The organism is Olsenella uli (assembly GCF_016899935.1).
Classification (GTDB): Bacteria; Actinomycetota; Coriobacteriia; order Coriobacteriales; family Atopobiaceae; genus Thermophilibacter; species Thermophilibacter uli_B.
This window is the reverse complement of record NZ_JACJJK010000002.1, coordinates 153,820-171,592: the sequence shown is the minus strand read 5'-3', so window position 1 is coordinate 171,592 and position 17,773 is coordinate 153,820. Positions and strand designations below refer to the sequence as shown.

The 17,773-nt window shown below is 62.7% G+C and carries 18 protein-coding genes; 12 read left to right on the top strand and 6 right to left on the bottom strand.

Translation table 11 applies throughout. The annotated features are described in order from the left end of the window. The first annotated feature begins 286 nt into the window (after window positions 1-286). The 5 genes from H6A07_RS02560 (at window position 287) to H6A07_RS02540 (ending at window position 4,427) form a co-directional block, all read left to right on the top strand. Window positions 287-1,621 (top strand): Sau3AI family type II restriction endonuclease, encoded by a 1,335-nt coding sequence (locus H6A07_RS02560; RefSeq protein WP_204813111.1) that lies wholly within the window; start codon window positions 287-289, stop codon window positions 1,619-1,621. A gap of 62 nt (window positions 1,622-1,683) precedes the next feature. Further along, window positions 1,684-2,985: a DNA (cytosine-5-)-methyltransferase gene (dcm, locus tag H6A07_RS02555; protein WP_204813109.1), complete on the top strand. Its 1,302-nt coding sequence runs from the start codon at window positions 1,684-1,686 to the stop codon at window positions 2,983-2,985. Further along, a complete protein-coding gene (locus H6A07_RS02550) occupies window positions 2,978-3,340 on the top strand; it encodes an arsenate reductase family protein (RefSeq protein ID WP_204813107.1) in 363 nt (120 codons plus the stop codon). The genes dcm and H6A07_RS02550 overlap by 8 nt, the downstream gene beginning before the upstream one ends. Continuing rightward, complete coding sequence (locus tag H6A07_RS02545) at window positions 3,340-4,020, top strand: pentapeptide repeat-containing protein (protein ID WP_204813105.1); 681 nt, start codon at window positions 3,340-3,342, stop codon at window positions 4,018-4,020. The genes H6A07_RS02550 and H6A07_RS02545 overlap by 1 nt, the downstream gene beginning before the upstream one ends. Further along, window positions 4,011-4,427 carry a PaaI family thioesterase gene (locus H6A07_RS02540; RefSeq protein WP_204813103.1) on the top strand — a complete coding sequence of 139 codons (417 nt, stop codon included), beginning with the start codon at window positions 4,011-4,013 and terminating at the stop codon, window positions 4,425-4,427. The genes H6A07_RS02545 and H6A07_RS02540 overlap by 10 nt, the downstream gene beginning before the upstream one ends. Before the next feature lie 43 nt (window positions 4,428-4,470). On the opposite strand, the gene H6A07_RS02535 is transcribed toward H6A07_RS02540, so the two are convergent. The 3 genes from H6A07_RS02535 to deoC all read right to left on the bottom strand — a co-directional run bounded on the left by H6A07_RS02535 (window position 4,471) and on the right by deoC (window position 7,426). Beyond that, the gene (locus H6A07_RS02535; RefSeq protein ID WP_204813101.1) at window positions 4,471-5,664 is read right to left on the bottom strand and encodes a 6-phosphofructokinase; all 1,194 of its coding nucleotides are present in this window, start codon (window positions 5,662-5,664) and stop codon (window positions 4,471-4,473) included. A gap of 106 nt (window positions 5,665-5,770) precedes the next feature. Then, entirely contained in the window at window positions 5,771-6,700 is a 930-nt protein-coding gene (locus H6A07_RS02530) for a type I phosphomannose isomerase catalytic subunit (protein ID WP_204813099.1), read from the bottom strand. A gap of 15 nt (window positions 6,701-6,715) precedes the next feature. After that, window positions 6,716-7,426 (bottom strand): deoxyribose-phosphate aldolase, encoded by a 711-nt coding sequence (deoC, locus tag H6A07_RS02525; RefSeq protein WP_204813097.1) that lies wholly within the window; start codon window positions 7,424-7,426, stop codon window positions 6,716-6,718. 209 nt (window positions 7,427-7,635) lie between these two features. Between deoC and H6A07_RS02520 the strand changes: the two genes are divergently transcribed. From H6A07_RS02520 to H6A07_RS02490, 7 genes are all read left to right on the top strand, one after another. After that, a complete protein-coding gene (locus tag H6A07_RS02520) occupies window positions 7,636-8,070 on the top strand; it encodes a PTS sugar transporter subunit IIA (protein ID WP_204813095.1) in 435 nt (144 codons plus the stop codon). Window positions 8,071-8,113: 43 nt separating this feature from the next. Next, the gene (locus H6A07_RS02515; protein WP_204813093.1) at window positions 8,114-8,611 is read left to right on the top strand and encodes a PTS system mannose/fructose/N-acetylgalactosamine-transporter subunit IIB; all 498 of its coding nucleotides are present in this window, start codon (window positions 8,114-8,116) and stop codon (window positions 8,609-8,611) included. Between the two features lie 68 nt (window positions 8,612-8,679). After that, entirely contained in the window at window positions 8,680-9,519 is an 840-nt protein-coding gene (locus H6A07_RS02510; RefSeq protein WP_204813091.1) for a PTS mannose/fructose/sorbose/N-acetylgalactosamine transporter subunit IIC, read from the top strand. A gap of 14 nt (window positions 9,520-9,533) precedes the next feature. Further along, entirely contained in the window at window positions 9,534-10,388 is an 855-nt protein-coding gene (locus H6A07_RS02505; RefSeq protein WP_204813089.1) for a PTS system mannose/fructose/sorbose family transporter subunit IID, read from the top strand. Window positions 10,389-10,542: 154 nt separating this feature from the next. Then, window positions 10,543-11,247, top strand: coding sequence for a GntR family transcriptional regulator (locus tag H6A07_RS02500; RefSeq protein ID WP_204813088.1), 705 nt, complete (start codon window positions 10,543-10,545; stop codon window positions 11,245-11,247). Window positions 11,248-11,393: 146 nt separating this feature from the next. Beyond that, window positions 11,394-12,815, top strand: a complete 1,422-nt coding sequence (locus tag H6A07_RS02495) for an amidophosphoribosyltransferase (protein WP_204813086.1) — start codon at window positions 11,394-11,396, stop codon at window positions 12,813-12,815. A gap of 12 nt (window positions 12,816-12,827) precedes the next feature. Next, window positions 12,828-13,535, top strand: a complete 708-nt coding sequence (locus H6A07_RS02490) for a YdcF family protein (RefSeq protein WP_204813084.1) — start codon at window positions 12,828-12,830, stop codon at window positions 13,533-13,535. A 137-nt stretch (window positions 13,536-13,672) separates the two neighbouring features. Here the strand turns inward: H6A07_RS02490 and H6A07_RS02485 are convergent, their stop codons facing one another. From H6A07_RS02485 to trmB, 3 genes are all read right to left on the bottom strand, one after another. Then, complete coding sequence (locus H6A07_RS02485; RefSeq protein ID WP_204813082.1) at window positions 13,673-14,887, bottom strand: NADP-dependent isocitrate dehydrogenase; 1,215 nt, start codon at window positions 14,885-14,887, stop codon at window positions 13,673-13,675. Between the two features lie 349 nt (window positions 14,888-15,236). After that, a complete protein-coding gene (locus H6A07_RS02480) occupies window positions 15,237-16,841 on the bottom strand; it encodes a DUF3825 domain-containing protein (RefSeq protein WP_204813080.1) in 1,605 nt (534 codons plus the stop codon). Between the two features lie 45 nt (window positions 16,842-16,886). Next, complete coding sequence (gene trmB, locus H6A07_RS02475) at window positions 16,887-17,732, bottom strand: tRNA (guanine(46)-N(7))-methyltransferase TrmB (protein WP_204813072.1); 846 nt, start codon at window positions 17,730-17,732, stop codon at window positions 16,887-16,889. Window positions 17,733-17,773: the final 41 nt, after the last annotated feature.

Genomic DNA, 17,773 nt, shown 5'->3' with positions numbered 1-17,773 from the left:
GTCAGCGGGGGTGTGGTCCACGGGGCTAGTTGGGAAGGTGGCGAAACGTGAACCCAAACCTCGGCGAGGGCGTTGGGAGTGGAGACATCAGACGGGTTCTGTTCGTCTTGGGGACAGGGAGACGTGCTCTGCTTGTTCGCCAAGATGGTTTCAGGAGTCCATGGGTGATGCCGGCAATTATCCCAGTTCGTACAGAGTGTCTATCAGGAGAAAAGGACGATGCCGATTTAGGCCGATTCGGATAAAGTCGGTTCAGTGATTCCGTTTGGAGCGGAGGGGGACGTCTATGGGTGAGATGTGGATTGACTATGACCCAAACGACCCGGAGTCCATTCTTGAATATGCGGGACATCTGGCTGGAAAGACTCTCCGCGAAGCGACTGGAGCAACAGATATTGATGACCCTCGTAGGAGGAGAGGGGCCTTCGGCAACGCACTTGAAGAGCTCTATTTTGGTCTTACGGCAAACAGCAGGCCGACCGCAGACTTCGATGGAGCTGGACTTGAACTCAAATCAACTCCGCTCAAGAAGAACGGAAAGGGAGAGCTTTCCGCAAAGGAGCGTCTCGTCATTTCGCAAATCAACTACATGACTGTGGTCAACGAGGACTTTGAGCACAGCCATCTCATGGAGAAGGCAAAGAGCATACTGCTGGTGTCGTATCTCTATGAGCCTGACAAAAGCCCGTTGGACTATGAGATTAAATCTGTCGTCCAGTGGGGCTTCCCCGCCGAGGACCTTCCTCAGATTAAGTGCGACTGGGAGACGGTCGTAAACAAGGTTCGAGCGGGCCATGCCGAGGATATCTCCGGTGGCGACACCTTGTATCTCGAGGCGTGTACCAAGGCCAAGGACTCGTCCGTAAGAACCGGGCAGCCTTTCTCGGATGTTCCGGCAAAGCCGCGCGCCTGGGCGCTTAAAGCCTCATACATGACGGCAATCCAACGTCGGATTCTTGATCAGTTGAGAAGAATTCCAAGGGAGGCTGAAGAGAAGGACCTCAATCTTCTCGGGCTTCTCAGGAAGAGGTTCTCTCCGTACTTCGGGATGACCGAAGAAGAACTGGCGACGCAATTTGGCGTCTCCAAGTCAAAGAATCGTTGTGCGCGCATCACCAAGAAGATTCTGGGTGTTGCCGACGACGCGGAGATTGAAGAGTTTGCAAAGGCGGGTATCGTTCCCAAGACCATACGTCTCAAGAAGGGCGGTCGTCCAAAGGAGGCACTGTCCTTCCCGGCGTTCAGCTACTTCGACCTTGCTGAGCGAGACTTTGAGGACTCCGACTTTTTGGGCTATCTCCAGAAGAAGTATCTTTTCGTACTCTATCGCGAAGACGAGGCGGGCGCCTATCGACTTCGTGACATCTGTTTTTGGCAGATGCCGGAGGGTGACCTCAGGGACGCGAAGCGCTGCTACGACCAGATGCGAGACAACGTGCGGAAGGGGCGTGCCGAGATATCGGTTAAGTCTAGTGAAAACAGATGCTGCCACGTAAGGCCACACGGGCGTGATTCGCGGGACACGCGTCCACAGCCGTTTGGCCCGCCTGTCGTGAAGAAGTGTTTTTGGTTGAACCAGGACTATCTGCAGAGCGAGATTGAACGGGTCCTGTCGAGTTGATCTCGTCCGGTCGATCGGTTATGATGATCTGGCAATGCGACACAGATAGCGAACGGAGAAACGTGTCGTCCGAGAAGACCATCAAAGTGGCCGAGCTCTTTGCGGGCGTCGGTGGGTTCAGGCTGGGGCTCGAGGGATACCACAACCCTGATGAGCCTGATATGGAGCTGCCGGCGGCGGGCCCCTTCAAGACCATCTGGGCCAATCAGTGGGAGCCGCCGGGAACCGAGACCAAGCAGTTTGCAGCCCGCTGCTACCGAGCCCGCTTTGGCGAGGACGCTGTGCTGAACGAGGACATTCACGTCGTTCTTGACCGGTTCGAGCGCGGCGAGGTGGACATCCCTGACGTAGACATGGTGGTGGGGGGATTTCCCTGCCAGGACTACTCCGTCGCCAGGCCCCTCTCGCAGGCGGGTGGTATCGAGGGCAAGAAGGGCGTGCTCTGGTGGGATATCTACCGCTTCCTCAAGTTGAAGAGCAGACCGGAGAGCCCCGTCCGATACGTTCTTCTCGAGAACGTCGATCGCCTGCTCAAGAGCCCCGCGTCTCAGCGCGGCCGTGATTTTGCGATCATCCTGTCCTGTCTCAACGACCTTGGCTACTCGGTTGAGTGGCGTGTGGTGAACAGTGCGGAATACGGGTTCCCGCAGCGACGCAAGCGCACGTACATTCTTGCGCGCCTGACGGGGGAGCAGTGGAATCTTGACGCTCAGATTTCCTGTGGTCTGATGGCACGGGCGTTTCCTATCGAAGAGCCCGCCTCCGAGACGATTCACCACGTTGACATCCCGGATGACCCCTATATTGCGACGCGTGAGTTCAACAAGGGAGGAAAGGACTCGCCCTTTCTGGACGCCGGCGTCATGCAGGACGGCCACGTTGCGACCTGCAAGGTGACCGAAGTGTTCACGGGCGCGCGGCGGGTGCTTGGTGACGTTCTTGTCGACGATTCCGACGTGCCGGAGGAGTTCTTCATCGAGCCGGAGCAGCTTCCCAAGTGGGAGTACCTCAAGGGTGCGAAGAGCGAGGAGCGCGTCAACAAGAAGACGGGATTTACCTACCGATACTCCGAGGGGGCGATGGCGTTCCCCGACGCGCTCGACCGTCCTTCTCGCACGATTCTTACGGGCGAGGGCGGTCGTGGTGCCTCTCGGTTCAAGCACGTCATCAAGACCAAGGATGGACGTTACCGCCGACTCGTTCCCGATGAGCTCGACCAACTCCAGGGCTTTCCTCGGGGCTGGACCGACACCGGAATGACTGACGGCAGAAGAGCCTTCTGCATGGGCAACGCCCTTGTCGTCGGTGTGCCCCATGCGATAGGGAGAGAGATTGCAGAGATTGAAAGGACCCGCCATGTCTAACGTGCTGTTTGTTGAGTATCCGAAGTGCAGTACCTGCAGGCGCGCCAAGGCGTGGCTGGACGCGCACGGCGTCGCGTACACCGACCGGCACATCGTCGAGGACAACCCGACGGCCGAGGAGCTCGCCGCGTGGCAGGCGCGCTCCGGGCTGCCCGTGCGCCGCTTCTTCAACACGAGCGGCCGGCTCTACCGCGAGCGCAACGTGAAGGCGCAGCTTGACGCCGGCATGACGGACGCGGACGCGTTCGCGCTGCTCGCCGAGGACGGCATGCTGGTCAAGCGGCCGATCGTCGTGGGCGAGGGCTTCGTGCTCGTGGGCTTCCGCGAGGCCGAGTGGGAGAGGGCGCTGCTGTAATGGCGCGCCCCCGGCGGCCCGCCCGCTCCGCGCAGGTGCGCGACGACCTGGGGCAGAACCTCGGCCAGGACGAGCTGCTCGCCGCGCTCGCGGCGCCGGACGCGCACGTGGCCAACACGGCGCTCTCGGGCCTCGAGCTCGCGGACGTCGCGGCCAACGGCACCGTCTTCGAGAACGTCATCTTTCGCGGCTGCGCCTTCGAGCGCGCGAACCTCTCCAACTGCACGTTCACCGACGTGCTCTTCTCGGGCTGCCGCTTTGTGCGCTGCGACCTGGGGCGCAGCTGGCTCAATCGCGTGGACTTCCGCAGCTGCTCGGCGCCGGGGCTCTCCTTTCTCAAGGGCCGTCTCTCCGGCGTCTCCGTGGCGGACAGCCAGCTTTCCTACGCGGACCTCTCCGAGGCGACCGTCGAGCGGCTTGTGGCCAGCGAGACCAAGCTCACCGAGGCGAGCTTTCACGCCACGCGCCTGCGACACCTCGTGCTCGACCGCTGCGACCTCACGCGTGCGACCTTCTTCCGCACGAGCCTTGCCGGTGTCGACCTCTCCACCTGTGACATCGCTGGGCTGCGCGTCTCGAGCGACCTGCGGGAGCTGCGCGGCGCCGTCATAGACCCCGACCAGGCCGCGGAGCTCATGGGGCTTCTCGGCGTCAAGATCAAGGAGGACGAATGGCTCTGATCGACGAGAATGCCTCCCTCGAGGAGGTCCAGGCCGTCTTCAAGAACGACCACTTTGCCACCGACGCCTGCGGGTGCCGCGTGGTGGAGGCCGCGCGCGGCCACGCGGTCACCGAGTTCGACATCACGCCCGGTCATCGCAACGAGAAGGGTGGCGTGATGGGCGGCGCCATCTTCACGGTGGCCGACCTCGCGTTTGCCGTGGCGTCCAACGTGGGCGAGTCCGTTACGGTCTCCGTGAGCAGCACCATCGAGTTCATGAGCGCCGCCAAGGGCGAGAAGCTCATCGCCACGGCGGACGTGGACAAGAACGGCCGCACGCTCGCGTTCTACACCTGCTCCGTGACCGACGAGCTGGGCACGCCCGTCGCCCGCGCCACCCAGACCTGCATGCACCTGCAGCGCTAGGGGTGGCGGGAGGGAGGGCGAGCTCCCTCCTTTGCCGCCCCCGCTAGTCGAGCGAGGCGAGCTCGATGGGGATCCAGTCGACGAGCGGGCGAACGTAGGTGAGCAGCTCGTCGGTGACGCCCATGCCGTCCTCGCTGATCCACGCGCGTGGCACGTGCTTGACCTGGTTGGCCACGGAGAGCACGTCCACCAGGCGCGTGCGGACCTCGTAGGGATCGTCGCTCACGCGCTCGAGCGCGCACATCTTGGTGGTCTCGCCGGCCAGCGCGGCCCGCACGCCGGTGCGCCCCAGCTCAAAGGCCTCGTCGAGGTCGACCTCGCTGGCCACGTAGCTCGCGCAGCGCTGCAGCGTGGAGAGCTCGATCGCGCGCGTCTTGCAGTGCAGGTGCTCCTTGGCGAGCGCGGCCAGGTAGCGCGCGGCGCCCGAGAGCGCGGCCAGGTGGCCGAACTCGTCGACGCCCACGCCCTCGGCCCGCGCGGCCGCCTCGCAGACCAGGCGGCCGTCCGGCGTGCGCACGCCCTCGCTGACGCCCACCATCACGGTGTTCTTCTCGGCCAGCAGCTCGGAGATGCGTGCCAGCAGCGCCGCCTCGTCGAGCGGGGCCTCGGGCAGCAGCACGATGTCGGGGCCCGCGAGCGCGGAGGCGGCGGCCAGCCAGCCGGCGTCGCGGCCCATGATCTCCACGAACGTGACGCTCTTGAGGTCGTAGACGTCTGCGTCGCAGGCGATCTCGCGCATGGCGGTGGCCACGAAGCGCGCGGCGGAGCCGTAGCCGGGGGTGTGGTCGGTCTGCACAAGGTCGTTGTCGATGGTCTTGGGCACGCCGATAAAGCGGATGTCGCTCCCGTACTCGCGGCCGTAGGCGCCGAGCTTGGCGATCGTGTCCATGGAGTCGTTGCCGCCGATGTAGAGCACGGCGGTGGCGCCGAGCTCCCGGAAGCGGGCGAAGAGGCGCTGGTAGGTGGCCTCGTCGTCGGCGGGGTCGGGAAGCTTGTAGCGGCAGCTGCCGAGCCAGCTCGAGGGCGTGCTGCGCAGGTGCTCGAGGTCGCGCGGGTCGCCGAAGGAGCGGCTCAGCTCAACGGTGCGCCCGTCGAGAAACCCCTGGATGCCGTAGCGCATGCCCACGACGCGCGCGCCCGCGTCCATGCCGGCGGCGATCACGCCCGCCAGGCTCGCGTTGATGGCGGCGGTGGGTCCGCCCGACTGTCCGACCAGCACGCACTTCTCGTCCGTCATGGCGCCTCCCGTCCTCTCGGCATCTGATGCTTCCACGATACCCCAAAGACCGAGCCCGGTGACAGAGGGGGGTCACCGGGTTCGGTCAAGAGGGTGGGTTCGGGTGTTATCTGGCTCGGCTGCACAGAACGCGGCACGGGCCCTTGATGTCTACATGTCGCGCCGAGGCGGGAATGAGGGCAGAATGAGTGTACGGGAGATGAGCTGATCCGTCGGGGGTTTCGATTTCTGCATCTCCTGCGACGGCGGTGATGACGCGATATACGTCCTCAAGATCAAGCCCCCACTCGTCTCGGACATCAACAACATCAATGGAGAGCAGTCTGTGATTGACGCCCGTCCGCACCTGTGTCGGCCCTTCGTGAGAGAAGCGACCGAAGCTCACGGGGCTGGGGTGGGGAGAAACGTCGAGAACGTCAAATCCTTTCTCAACGTGAAGTTCTCGGCCGCGTCCCCAGTCGCACAGGCGGTAGGTAGTGAAGCCGAGAGTGCTCAGCTCGACAGCAAAGATGCCGGGGCCAAAGGCATGGAGTGTCCCAGCGGGAATGAGGATGAGGTCGCCCTCGGAGACGCCGACCTGCCGCCCGTAGGTGTTTCCAATCGTATCGTCGGCTGCTGCGGCGCGCAGGGCCTCAATATCATCGGTCAACGAGCCGGCTATGAGCGTGGCGTTCGGCTCAGCTTCCAAAACGTACCAGGCCTCGTCCTTTTCGTGGTCGTCCTCATGGGCCTGGGCATATGCCTCGTCGGGGTGAACCTGGACCGAGACGACCTCGCTTGCGCTCAGTAAGAGCGTTTGAACGACGCCCATGTCGGGGAGGTCACCCACGATTTCGTCGTGGTGTTCGGCAATCAACTGGTCGAGCGGAACGCCGTCGAAGGGTCCTCCCTTCACGTTTGTGACCATGCCGCGGTGTGCGGTTAGGTCAAAGCCCTCTCCGTAAAGAGGCTCCTTCCCAAGTCCGCGTACCTCGTTGATGCGCGCACCCGACCAGATGGGGGAGATATAGTTCGTGGAAAACAGCAGTGGTCCCATGATGCGCCTCCGACACTAGATCTCAATATAGTCGGTGCCATTCTCGGTCATGCGACGCCTAAATTCCTCGATGATGGGGATTCCCGCGCTGCAACCGATGCGTTCAGCGCCGGCGGCGACCATGGCGGCAAAGGTATCAGCGGAGCGGATGCCGCCCGCTGCCTTGACCTTGACTTCAGGACACACGTGAGCACGCATGAGACGCACAGCTTCGACTGTGGCGCCGCCTTCGACCGTCCCAGTGGAGGTCTTCACGAACGTGGGACGAACCTCGCTGGCAATCTCACAGATCCGGACGATTTCGTCATCGGTAAGGAAGTAAGTCTCAAGAATCACCTTGGAGGGGACATCGGCCTCGCGGCAGACTTCTACGATCTGCCTCATCTCGTCAGCGACGTAATCCCAGTTGCCTGCCTTCACCTCAGTAAGGTTGATCATGTAGTCGATCTCGTTGGCACCGTTTGCGAGCGCGTCAGTAGTCTCGAAGACCTTCGATGCGATTGTCGTCTGTCCCAGGGGGAAGCCAATGGCGGCTCCAGTGTCAATGTCCGTTCCCTTGAGCAGCTTGGAACAGAACTCGGACTGGACCGAGTTTACTGCGACCATCTTAAAGTGGTAGGCCTTCGCCTCCTCACAAAGGCGATGCATGTCCTCACGCGTGGCACAGGGCTTTACATTCGTGTGATCGATGAGCCGGGCGAGCTGGTCGAGCGTGTAGCGTGCCATTTCCAATCCTTTCATCGAGGTTCTGGGATGCGCCCATCCTGTTATGTACGATAGCAAACTGACTATAATATACGGACAAAATAATAAAGAATGTCTGATATGTACCGTTCATAACGAAAAAATTGCCACCCGCGGGACTTACATATCCATCTGAATACATCCCCAACAAGTTTGTGTAACAGTAAGACCGAACACTTCGAGGAGGACGTATGAATGTGATCGTCACATCTCACGCAACGCTCTGCGATGGGCTTGTCGCCGCATTTAACATGCTTGTGTCGTCGAGTTCTGGCCACATACACTGCCTTGGTTTGACGGAAGAAGGCGTGGGGGAATTCAGGAGCCGTCTGCGGGCGCTTTGCGATGAATTGCTTCGTCAGGGCGATGTTCTCATTATGTCCGATTTATTAGGTGGGACGCCATACAATGAAGCAAACATTATATTCCAGGAGAATCCCGACCACGTACGGCTCGTCGCAGGGACGAACTTTCCCATGCTCATCGAGGTTGGTCTCCTGACCATGGATGAGTGCAGTCTCGAGGACGCCTATCAGACCGCCCTTCTCGTGGGGCGGCAGGGTGTTGTTGGCGCGAAACGATTCGAGGACAAAGGTGACGAAACGGCGGATGCGGACCTCTTCTAGTCCACGGGCCGTCATTCATAGGAAAGCTGAGAAAGGAGTAGGTATGGCGATTACGCTCGCACGTGTTGACGACCGGGTGATTCACGGTCAGACGATGACGAGGTGGGTTGCGCAGAGAGGGGCAGACTCGATTATCGTCATCAGCGACGCTGTCGCCTCCGACTCGCTTCGGGTCAAGGTGCTCAAAGCAGCTGCCGGTAACATCAAGTTCGGTGTCTTTAGTATCCAGCAGGGTGTTGCTGCCCTCGAGAAGGTTCACGCCTCCGATAAGCGGTTCTTCATCATCTCGGACACCATCAAGGGCTTTGCCGACCTCACGCGCTTGGGCGCCGATTACGGCGGGGTTCTTAACATCGGGAATTACAGCATTGTGAGCGAGGGCGCCCGGAACCTGGGCAATGCGTTTCTGCTCAACGAGAGCGACGTCCGAGAGCTCGACTATCTCGCGAGTCAGGGGATCGACATTCAGTTCCAGGCGATTCCTGACGACGCCCCCAAGTCGTGGGCGGTTATGAAGGAAAAGTACAACGCTCTCGGGTAGCGGGCGGACAGCGCGAGCTGCCGTCGGGACATAGGACTGGTAAACGGAGTTAGTACGAGGAGGAAAGAATGGATGCGGCACTGTTGTTTCAAGCGCTGATGTGTGGCCTTTTCTGCTATTTGGGCGCAATCCAAAGTCCGTGGTTGCTCGGTATGACGGGCGGCTACTACATAGTTGGCCGTCCGCTCGTGGCCGGTTTGCTCTGTGGTCTGGTGTTTGGCGACGTTACCCAAGGCGTACTTTGTGGCGTTGCGGTCCAGGCGGTGTTCATCGCCAACCTTTCGACGGGTGGGGCGACCAACTCGGAGATTACCTACGCCTCATACGGTGGAATTGGCCTTGCCATGGCGACCACTAAAGATCCTGCCGTTGCTGTCACCCTTTCCATTCTCGTGGGACAGACGCTGGGCCTTATTTTCTATAACGCGCAGGTCGTTCTTACCTCGTTTTTCAATAGCGGCGTTGAGAAGGCGGCTGAGAACAATGACGAGCATGGGATTACCCTCATGCACATCGTCTATCCCCAGCTCGTGACACTCGTCTTCCGCGCCGTTCCCGTCTTTCTCGTTGTCTACTTCGGGCAAGGCGTTGTCGATAGTCTCCTGAGCAGCGTCCCCGAGATCGTTACTCACATCATCTCGGTTCTGGGCGGTGTGCTCCCTGCGCTCGGAATCGGCATGCTCATGAATATCGTGATTAAGAACAAGATGCAGCTCATCTTCTTCTTTGCGGGGTTCGTCCTCGTCTCGTTTGCGGGTCTGAGCATGGTCGCGGTGGTGTTCCTTGCCGCGCTCGTCGCGTACTTGACTTATCTCGCTGCGAATAAGCAGGAGGGGCAGATGGCTGTGGAGACAGTCGCCGAGCCGTCTGCCCATGAGGCTGCCTACGAAGACGACGATCTCTTCTAAGAAAGGAGAAGATAATGGCAAACACCGAAGACGCCGTCCGCGTTCAGAAGTCGGAGAACCCCGGTCGACTAACCAAGAAGGACCTCAATACCATCTGGCTCCGCTGGGCGTGCACGCACCTCTCTTCGATGGGCTGGGAGAAGCTTCAGGGTCCTGCGTATGCCTGGTCCTATATCCCCTTCGGACACAAGTACTATAAGGATGATCCTGAAGCCCGCAGGCGTCTGCTGATGAGGCAAGCGGTGTACTTCAACACCGAACCCCAGACCGGGCAGCTCATCAACGGAATAACCGCCTCCCTCGAGGAGAACATCGCCCTCGGCGGCGGAGTTTCTGAGGAGATGCCCAACAACGTCAAGACGACGCTCATGGGTCCCCTTGCCGGCATCGGTGATTCTGTCATGCAGGGCATTGTTGTTCCGATTCTGCTCTCCATCGGCATGAGTCTCGCCTCAGAGGGCAGTGCGATTGGTCCGATTTTCTATATTGTCGCCTATGCCATCGTTGGCACTGCGGTCTCGTTCGGATGCTTCCGGACGGGATACAAGATGGGCGTGAGCGCTATCGACCTCATCGTCGGCGAGGGTGCGCGCCGCATTATGAACGCCTTTAACGTTCTGGGAATTATGGTCGTTGGTGCACTGGCTGCGGGCAACATTGCTCTCACGACGACGCTGAGTATTCCTCACGGCACCGAGGAGTGGCTCCCGCTGCAGGACACGCTTAACAGCATCTTCCCGTGTCTTCTGCCGCTTATCGCTGTTCTTCTCACTTGGTGGATGATCAGCAAGAAGCACTTCTCGCCAACGAAGGTGATCATCATTTTCATTGTTGCGGTCACTGTCTTCTGCCTGCTTGGTGTCTTCTAGTTGGTGAATACAAGCTATGTTCTGAGCGCCGGACCGGGAAAACCGGTCCGGCGCCTCTCGCGTCTTACGTCGTAGAACAGAGTTGAGACGTGTTGGTGAAGCGTCTCATATGACATACAATTAGAAAAATATGCTCGAAAGACTGGATGAACCGATGGCTCTCTACACAGAGATTCGAGATGACCTCTACGAGAAGATCAGTGATGGGACCTATCCCGAGGGGATGCCCATCCCGTCCGAGATCGAGCTCTCGCAGAGCTATGGGGTGAGTCGCTCGACTATTCGCCAGGCGCTGCAGATTCTCTCCGATGAGGGGTATCTCGAACGGAGGAAGCGTCGAGGCAGTATCGTAACGCGGCCCAAGGTCGATCAGTTTATGGCCATGGGAATCAGAAGCTTTGAGGATGAGCAGCGAAACGTTGGACGTGTCATACGCACTACGGTGATCAACTTCAAGAGAGTTCGCGCAAATTCGGATGTTTCGAAGAACCTTGAGGTCTCCAACGGCTCTGAAGTATATAAGCTTGTGCGTCTGCGTTACGTGGATGACCGTGCCAACGTATTTGTTGAGAGCTACATTCCCTGTGCGCTCTATCCGGATTTTGAGGACTACGACTTCGAGACCAAGCGGCTTTATGCTGCAATGACTGAGCGAGGTAAGCCGGTCGTGCGCGCGCGTCGACGGCTTGAGGCAATTAAAGCGACTGCCGCGTTCGCCGCTCTCCTCGACGTGGAGCCGGGAGATCCCCTGATTTTGCTGCACACCGTGGGGCGCAACGAGGATGGTGTTGCCGTTGAGTACTCCATTGCGACGTATCGCGGGGAGAATAACGTCTTTGAGTTCGACGTGTCCAACTAGGGGCGTCCGGAACATAATGTGTATCTCCGTTTCCTTCTGAAGTCCCGATGTTTCGATTTCATTCGGAGTGTGGGGACGAAGAGAGGCGCGAGTATACTCGTGAGGTCCAAAAAGGTGCGGCAAGGCCGCAGACTATCGGAGGTACCATGGGGGCGTTCTTCGGCGCTGTCTCTCACCGCGACGTTGCTCTGGACGTGTTCTTTGGCGTTGACTACCACTCTCACCTCGGGACCCGTCGCGCGGGGATGGTCACCTGCCGCGAGGGCGGCGGCTTCAACCGCCAGATCCACTCCATCGAGAACACCCCGTTCCGAACCAAGTTCGAGCATGACCTGCCCACCCTCTCGGGCACCTGCGGCATGGGCTGCATCTCCGACAACGACCCGCAGCCGCTGCTCGTCCGCTCCCACCTGGGCGTCTACGCCATCTCAACGGTGGGCGCGATCGCCAACCAGGACGAGCTCGTGGCGCGCTTCGAGGAGGCGGGCCACCAGTTCGCCGCCATGGGCTCCGGCGCCGTCAACGTCAACGAGCTCGTGGCCGCGCTCATCAACTCCCAGGCCAGCATCGTCGAGGGCATCCGCTACGCCCAGGACGAGATCGAGGGCTCGCTCACGCTGCTCATCATGACCGAGGCCGGCGAGCTCATCGCCGCGCGCGACAAGATGGGCCGCCTGCCGGTGCTGATCGGCCGTGACGACGACGGCTACTGTGTCTCCTTCGAGTCCTTCGCCTACGGCAAGCTCGGCTACGCGGACGAGTACGAGCTTGGCTCCGCGGAGATTGTGCGCATCACGCCGGACGGCTACGAGACGCTCTCACCGGCGCGCGACGAGATGCGCATCTGCGCGTTCCTGTGGGTCTACTACGGCTACCCCAACTCCAACTACGAGGGCGTGAACGTGGAGGTCATGCGCTATCGCAACGGTGCCATCATGGCCCGCGACGAGCGCGCGGCAGGCCTCCTGCCCGAGGTGGACTACGTGGCCGGCATGCCCGACTCGGGGCTTCCCCACGGCATCGGCTACGCCAACGAGTCCGGCGTGCCGCTCGCGCGCCCCTTCGTCAAGTACACGCCCACCTGGCCGCGCTCCTTCATGCCTGCCAACCAGGAGGTTCGCAACCGCGTGGCCAAGATGAAGCAGATTCCGGTGCCCGAGCTCATCCGCGACAAGCGCCTGCTGCTCGTTGACGACTCCATCGTCCGCGGCACCCAGATGCGCGAGACGATTGACTTCTTGCGCGACACCGGCGTGGCCGAGGTCCACATGCGCTCGGCCTGCCCGCCGATCATGTACGGCTGCAAGTTCCTCTCGTTCTCCCGCAGCCGCTCCGAGTACGAGCTCATCGCCCGGCGCAAGGTCCGCGAGCTGGAGGGCGACGAGGGCGAGAAGCACCTCGACGAGTACGCCGACGGCCGCAGCGAGCGCGGCCGCTGCCTGCTGCGCTCCATCTGCGAGGAGATGGGCTTCGACTCGCTGGAGTACCAGAGCCTGGACGGCATGCTCGAAGCCATCGGTATCGACCGCAAGAAGGTCTGCACCTACTGCTGGAACGGCCGCGACTAGCTGAGGGCTCGTATGGTCTACGTCCTCGTTGGGCTTGGTGCGCTGTCGCTTGCCTATGGCGTGCTCATGGCCGTGCTCTATCCGGCGGGCGGGTTCTTTCTCGTGTGGCTGGCGCTGGGGACGGCGCTTGCGGCGGCGGGGCTCGTCGAGCGGGTGCGCCTGGTCGTGTGCGCGGTTCTGCTCGTCGTTCTTCTCGCCGTGGGCGCGCTTTTTGCGCTCATCATGACCACGGCCGCAGCGACGCCTCCCGCAGGGCTCGACTGCCTGGTCGTGCTGGGTGCCGGCCTGCGTCCCGACGGCACGCCGACCGAGACGCTCCAATACCGTCTGGACGCCGCGCTGGCCTATCTCGAGGACAATCCCGGGACCAGCTGCATCGTGTCGGGCGGGCAGGGCCTGGGGGAGAGCCGGACCGAGGCGGACGCCATGGCCGAGTACCTGGTCGCGCACGGCCTCGACGCCGACCGTGTCACCAAGGAGGAGCGTTCGACCTCCACGGTGGAGAACGTTCGCAACTCCTCCGAGCTTCTCGCCCCGGGCGCGACGGTCGCGGTCGTCACCAACGACTTCCACCTCTATCGTGCGTTGCGCATCGCGCACAAGAACGGGCTGTCCGAGGCCTACGGCCTGGCAGCCCGCACGAACCCGCTCTATCTGCCGCAGGCGACGCTACGCGAGTGCTTTGCGATTGCCAAGGACGCGCTCGTCGGCAACCTGTGACGCTAGCGCGTGCCCGATGGATAGGGAGCTCGATTAGCATACACTGGCTGAGTTGCCTATGGTAAAACCCCAGTTGCCAGTTTGGGATTCTCTTGCCAGTGTATGCTATTTGCCAAGAGCTTCGGCCTCCGGACGGGTTACGCGGCGGCCTCGGCGTCCAACGTCTCGCGGATGGCGAGGATGAACTCGCGCGTGCCGAGCGTCTCCGGGTCGGGGAGGCTCGTGATGCGCGCGAGGTCGCCGGTCATGCGGCCGGACTCGATCGTGTGGACCGTGGCGGCCTCGAGGCGGTCGGCAAAGTCCACGAGCTCGGGCAGCTCGTCCAGCTCGCCGCGCTTGCGCAGGGCGCCGGTCCAGGCAAAGATCGTCGCCACCGAGTTGGTCGAGGTGGGCTCGCCCTTCAGGTGCTTGTAGTAGTGGCGCTGGACGGTGCCGTGCGCGGCCTCGTACTCGTAATAGCCGTGGGGCGAGACGAGCACCGAGGTCATCATGGCGAGGCTGCCGAATGCGGAGGACAGCATATCGCTCATGACGTCGCCGTCGTAGTTCTTGCAGGCCCAGATGAAGCCGCCCTCGGACTTGACCACGCGGGCCACGGCGTCGTCGATCAGCGTGTAGAAGTACTCGATGCCGGCCGCCTCGAAGCGCTCGCGGTACTCGGCCTCGTAGAGGTCCGCAAAGACGTCCTTGAAGCGGTGGTCGTAGGTCTTGGAGATCGTGTCCTTGGTGGCGAACCACAAGTCCTGGCCCGTGGAGAGCGCGTACTCGAAGCAGCTGCGCGCGAAGCTCTCGATGGAGGCGTCGAGGTTGTGCTGGCCCTGGACCACGCCCGGCCCGTCGAAGACGTGGACGAGCTCGCGGCGCTCGGTGCCGTCGGCGGCGGTGTAGACCAGCTCCACCTTGCCGGGGCCGTCGACGCGCATCTCGGCGTTCTTGTAGACGTCGCCATAGGCGTGACGGGCGATGGTGATGGGCTTCTTCCAGCAGCTCACCACCGGGTCGATGCCCTTCACCACGATGGGGGCGCGGAAGACCGTGCCGTCGAGCAGCGCACGAATCGTGCCGTTGGGGCTCTTCCACATCTGCTTGAGGCCGTACTCTTCCACGCGTGCGGCGTTGGGGGTGATGGTGGCGCACTTGACGGCCACGCCCAGGCGCTTGGTCGCCTCGGCGGAGTCGACGGTGACCTGGTCGTCGGTCTCGTCGCGGTGCTCCAGGCCGAGGTCGTAGTACTCGGTCTTGAGGTCAACGTAGGGGCAGATGAGCTCGTCCTTGATAATCTGCCAGATGATGCGGGTCATCTCGTCGCCGTCCATCTCGACGAGCGGGGTCTTCATCTCGATCTTGGCCATGTCGTCCTCCCGGGTCGGTCGAATTCCGGGTGAAATGTACCACGCCGAGCAGAGGCGCCCGCCGCCGATGCAAAAGAAGAGACGTTCCGGACATATGGGGTTCTGCAAAACGAGCTCTCGTGTGATGTTTGGCGCGCTACGAAAGCAAAACGGGCTCTCGTGTGATGGGTTTTGTGCCCCCTTTTGTCCCGCCATCGCACTCACTCGCGGAAAGGGCCAGGATTCGAAATTAAATATCGAATCAAATGCACAAATGGGCCCAAAAATCCATCACACGAACGCCTCTTTTGCGCTCACGGAAGCAAAATCATCACACGAGCGTAGGATTTGCAGACAAGGCCTCCGAAGACTAGCTGACGAGCCAGCTGGGCTGCTCGGCGCTGACAACGCGGGCGCAGACGTAAGCGTCCACGCGGGGGAGCGTCGCCACAATCTCATAGCCGTGCTTCGTGACGGCGAGCGCGAGTGCCCCCTCGGCTGCGGGGACGAGCAGCCTGACCTCGTTGGCGATGGGATCATAGGCCGGAGTTGCCAGACGCGGGTTTCGGAGGAGGGCCTCTCGATAGGGGAGCTCGGGAGCGGGCAGGCCGGAGTCGAGCGTCATCTCGGCAAGTGCGGAGACGTAGCGGGCCGGGAGCGCATGACCGACGGTGGAGAACCCGTCCAGGGACCAGGGGATGTCACCTGACATGCTGGAGAGGTTAGCGTGGATGGGGAGCTTGTCCGGGGTGAGCAGGCCCGTGTCAAAGTCGGCGGCTGCGCCGTCGTCCGAGACGGCGAGCTTGCCCTCGGCCCTGACGCGCGTGAACGTCATGGTGAGGTAGTCGCGCAGCACGCGACGGCCCTCGCCCCAGTCCTCGGGGGCGGCGAGCCCGGCAAGCCGCTCGAGGGCCTTCTCCCAGGAGCCGATCGACACGACCTGGGCGAAGGAGCGCTCGGGGTCAAAGGAGTCGCCCGGGCGCAGGAACGCCGACCACGGCCCCCGGGCCCCCTCGTCGAGGCCCTCGAGGCCGACCTCGGCGCTCTCGCCGGCGTCAACGTCGACGAGCGTCCAGCGCTTTCCGGCGACCGTCTTGGCCGATCGCCGCAGCGTGACCGTCACGGGATCGGTGCCCCCGGCGCGCAGGTAGCGGAGCGGGAAGGTCGCGTTGCTGCGCGTCCCCTCCACGGACCCGGTCGAGCGGGCGACGCGGAAGTCCTCCTCCAGCGTCGCCATGGGGTCGACGTCGGGCGGGAGGACCTGGTAGAGCTTGCTGAGCAGGTCGTCCGGGCAGCGGACGTCCCGGTAGAAGTCCTGCGGAAGGTCGCTCTGGGCCCGGCTCCTGCGAGGCTGACCCGAGGCCTGCTCGGGGACGTAGGTGATGGTGAGAGAGATCGAGGACCGGGGTTCCGGCTCCGGGCTGGGGGCCGGCTCAGGATCGGGCTCGCCCGCCGCCTCCGGCGCCGGCTCTGGTTCGGGTTCCGGCTCGGGCGTCGTCTCAACCTCGGGCTCCGATTCGGGCTCGGGCGCCGGCTCCGGTTCGACGGTCGGCTCGGGCGCCATCTCCGGCTCCGCTACGGGCTCCGGCTCGATAGCCTCCTCCGGCTCCGCGACCCGCTCGACGTGCCTCGGCCTGACGGGCTTCAGCGCCTTGGCCCCACGCCGCCGCTTCCACGGCTTGTTGCCCGGGGCCTTCGCGTCGCCGCGCCCCAGCTGCTCGAGCGCCCGGTCGTACTCCTCGTTGGCGAGCACCGTCGCGTAGACGTAGCCCTTCTTGAAGACGGTGAGCTTGACGAACTCGCCCAGCTGCTCGCAGAGCTCGCGCATGCTCGAGCACCCCAGGTCCTCGACGCACAGGCCGTCCGCCTCGAGCACCTCCTCGACACGCGGCAGCAGCGTCTGCCTCCCCACGCCAATCTCGCGCGAGAGCAGCTGGTACAGATACAGGCGGTTGCCTGGGGCGATTTTTGGCATGGCGACCTCTCTCGGGGCGCCCGCGGACGCGGGCGGGGCTCTACCTTACTCCCCAATTGTGGAGGCGCTCTGCGAGCCCCTCCTGATCGCGCGGTTTCTAAGGTTCGTGACCGTCGCCTCCATGCCGTGCGGCGCGTAGGCCAGGCTCTGCAGCGTCTCGAGGTCCTGGGGCAGGTACGCGGCCAGGGAGAGCTCGGCGGTCTGCTTGACGTGCTCCGGCGCCGGCCCCGGCGTCGCGACGAGCGCCAGCACGCGCGCGCCCTGCGCGCCGAGCCGCCGCTCGTACTCGCTCGACGGTTCGTTCGGCCGCTCGGCCCGGGCGTCGCGGCTCTCCCAGAGCAGCTCGTAGCCGGCAAGGGGCACCTGCGTCAGCATGAAGTCAAAGAGCGGTTGGCTGTCCGTGCGCAGACGGACCTCGCCCCCGTCCGTCAGCACCTCGCGAAAGTCCATCAGGCGCTCCATGCTCGCCATCCGCTTGCCCGCGTCGCGCTTGCGCGGGAACGGGGTGGGAAAGTTGAGGTAGATCACGGAGAGCTCGCCGGGCGAGAAGAACTCGCGCACGCGCATGCCCGTCCCGGGGACCACGACCACGTTGGGAAGGCCGCTCTCGCAGGCGCGCTGCGCGGCGTAGGCCACGCAGAAGGGCTCCGAGTCCATGGCGACGAAGAGCACGTCCGGCTCGCGTCGGGCCGCCTCGACGGCAAAGCCCCCCTTGCCGCAGCCGAGATCCAGCCGAACCTCCGAGAAGGGCGCGGAGCCGAGGGGCGCGCAGGCCTGCGCCCAGCGCCCGCGCCATGCGGCGGGATCGAGCTCTATTGCGCGACCGTAGCGCTCGAGGCGCTCCTCGAGCACGAAGTTCTTGGGCAGTCGGGCGTGAAGGGCATGGGGCATGGGCCGGGGCTCCGTTTCCTGATGTGGAAAAGGGACTGTCC

Bases quoted from the DNA above. Each gene is read 5' to 3' on its own strand.
- H6A07_RS02560 (WP_204813111.1), top strand. From the start codon at position 287: ATGGGTGAGATGTGGATTGACTATGACCCAAACGACCCGGAGTCCATT.
- H6A07_RS02550 (WP_204813107.1), top strand. From the start codon at position 2,978: ATGTCTAACGTGCTGTTTGTTGAGTATCCGAAGTGCAGTACCTGCAGG.
- H6A07_RS02545 (WP_204813105.1), top strand. From the start codon at position 3,340: ATGGCGCGCCCCCGGCGGCCCGCCCGCTCCGCGCAGGTGCGCGACGAC.
- H6A07_RS02540 (WP_204813103.1), top strand. From the start codon at position 4,011: ATGGCTCTGATCGACGAGAATGCCTCCCTCGAGGAGGTCCAGGCCGTC.
- H6A07_RS02535 (WP_204813101.1), bottom strand. From the start codon at position 5,664: ATGACGGACGAGAAGTGCGTGCTGGTCGGACAGTCGGGCGGACCCACC.
- H6A07_RS02530 (WP_204813099.1), bottom strand. From the start codon at position 6,700: ATGGGACCACTGCTGTTTTCCACGAACTATATCTCCCCCATCTGGTCG.
- deoC (WP_204813097.1), bottom strand. From the start codon at position 7,426: ATGGCACGCTACACGCTCGACCAGCTCGCCCGGCTCATCGATCACACG.
- H6A07_RS02520 (WP_204813095.1), top strand. From the start codon at position 7,636: ATGAATGTGATCGTCACATCTCACGCAACGCTCTGCGATGGGCTTGTC.
- H6A07_RS02515 (WP_204813093.1), top strand. From the start codon at position 8,114: ATGGCGATTACGCTCGCACGTGTTGACGACCGGGTGATTCACGGTCAG.
- H6A07_RS02510 (WP_204813091.1), top strand. From the start codon at position 8,680: ATGGATGCGGCACTGTTGTTTCAAGCGCTGATGTGTGGCCTTTTCTGC.
- H6A07_RS02505 (WP_204813089.1), top strand. From the start codon at position 9,534: ATGGCAAACACCGAAGACGCCGTCCGCGTTCAGAAGTCGGAGAACCCC.
- H6A07_RS02500 (WP_204813088.1), top strand. From the start codon at position 10,543: ATGGCTCTCTACACAGAGATTCGAGATGACCTCTACGAGAAGATCAGT.
- H6A07_RS02495 (WP_204813086.1), top strand. From the start codon at position 11,394: ATGGGGGCGTTCTTCGGCGCTGTCTCTCACCGCGACGTTGCTCTGGAC.
- H6A07_RS02490 (WP_204813084.1), top strand. From the start codon at position 12,828: ATGGTCTACGTCCTCGTTGGGCTTGGTGCGCTGTCGCTTGCCTATGGC.
- H6A07_RS02485 (WP_204813082.1), bottom strand. From the start codon at position 14,887: ATGGCCAAGATCGAGATGAAGACCCCGCTCGTCGAGATGGACGGCGAC.
- H6A07_RS02480 (WP_204813080.1), bottom strand. From the start codon at position 16,841: ATGCCAAAAATCGCCCCAGGCAACCGCCTGTATCTGTACCAGCTGCTC.
- trmB (WP_204813072.1), bottom strand. From the start codon at position 17,732: ATGCCCCATGCCCTTCACGCCCGACTGCCCAAGAACTTCGTGCTCGAG.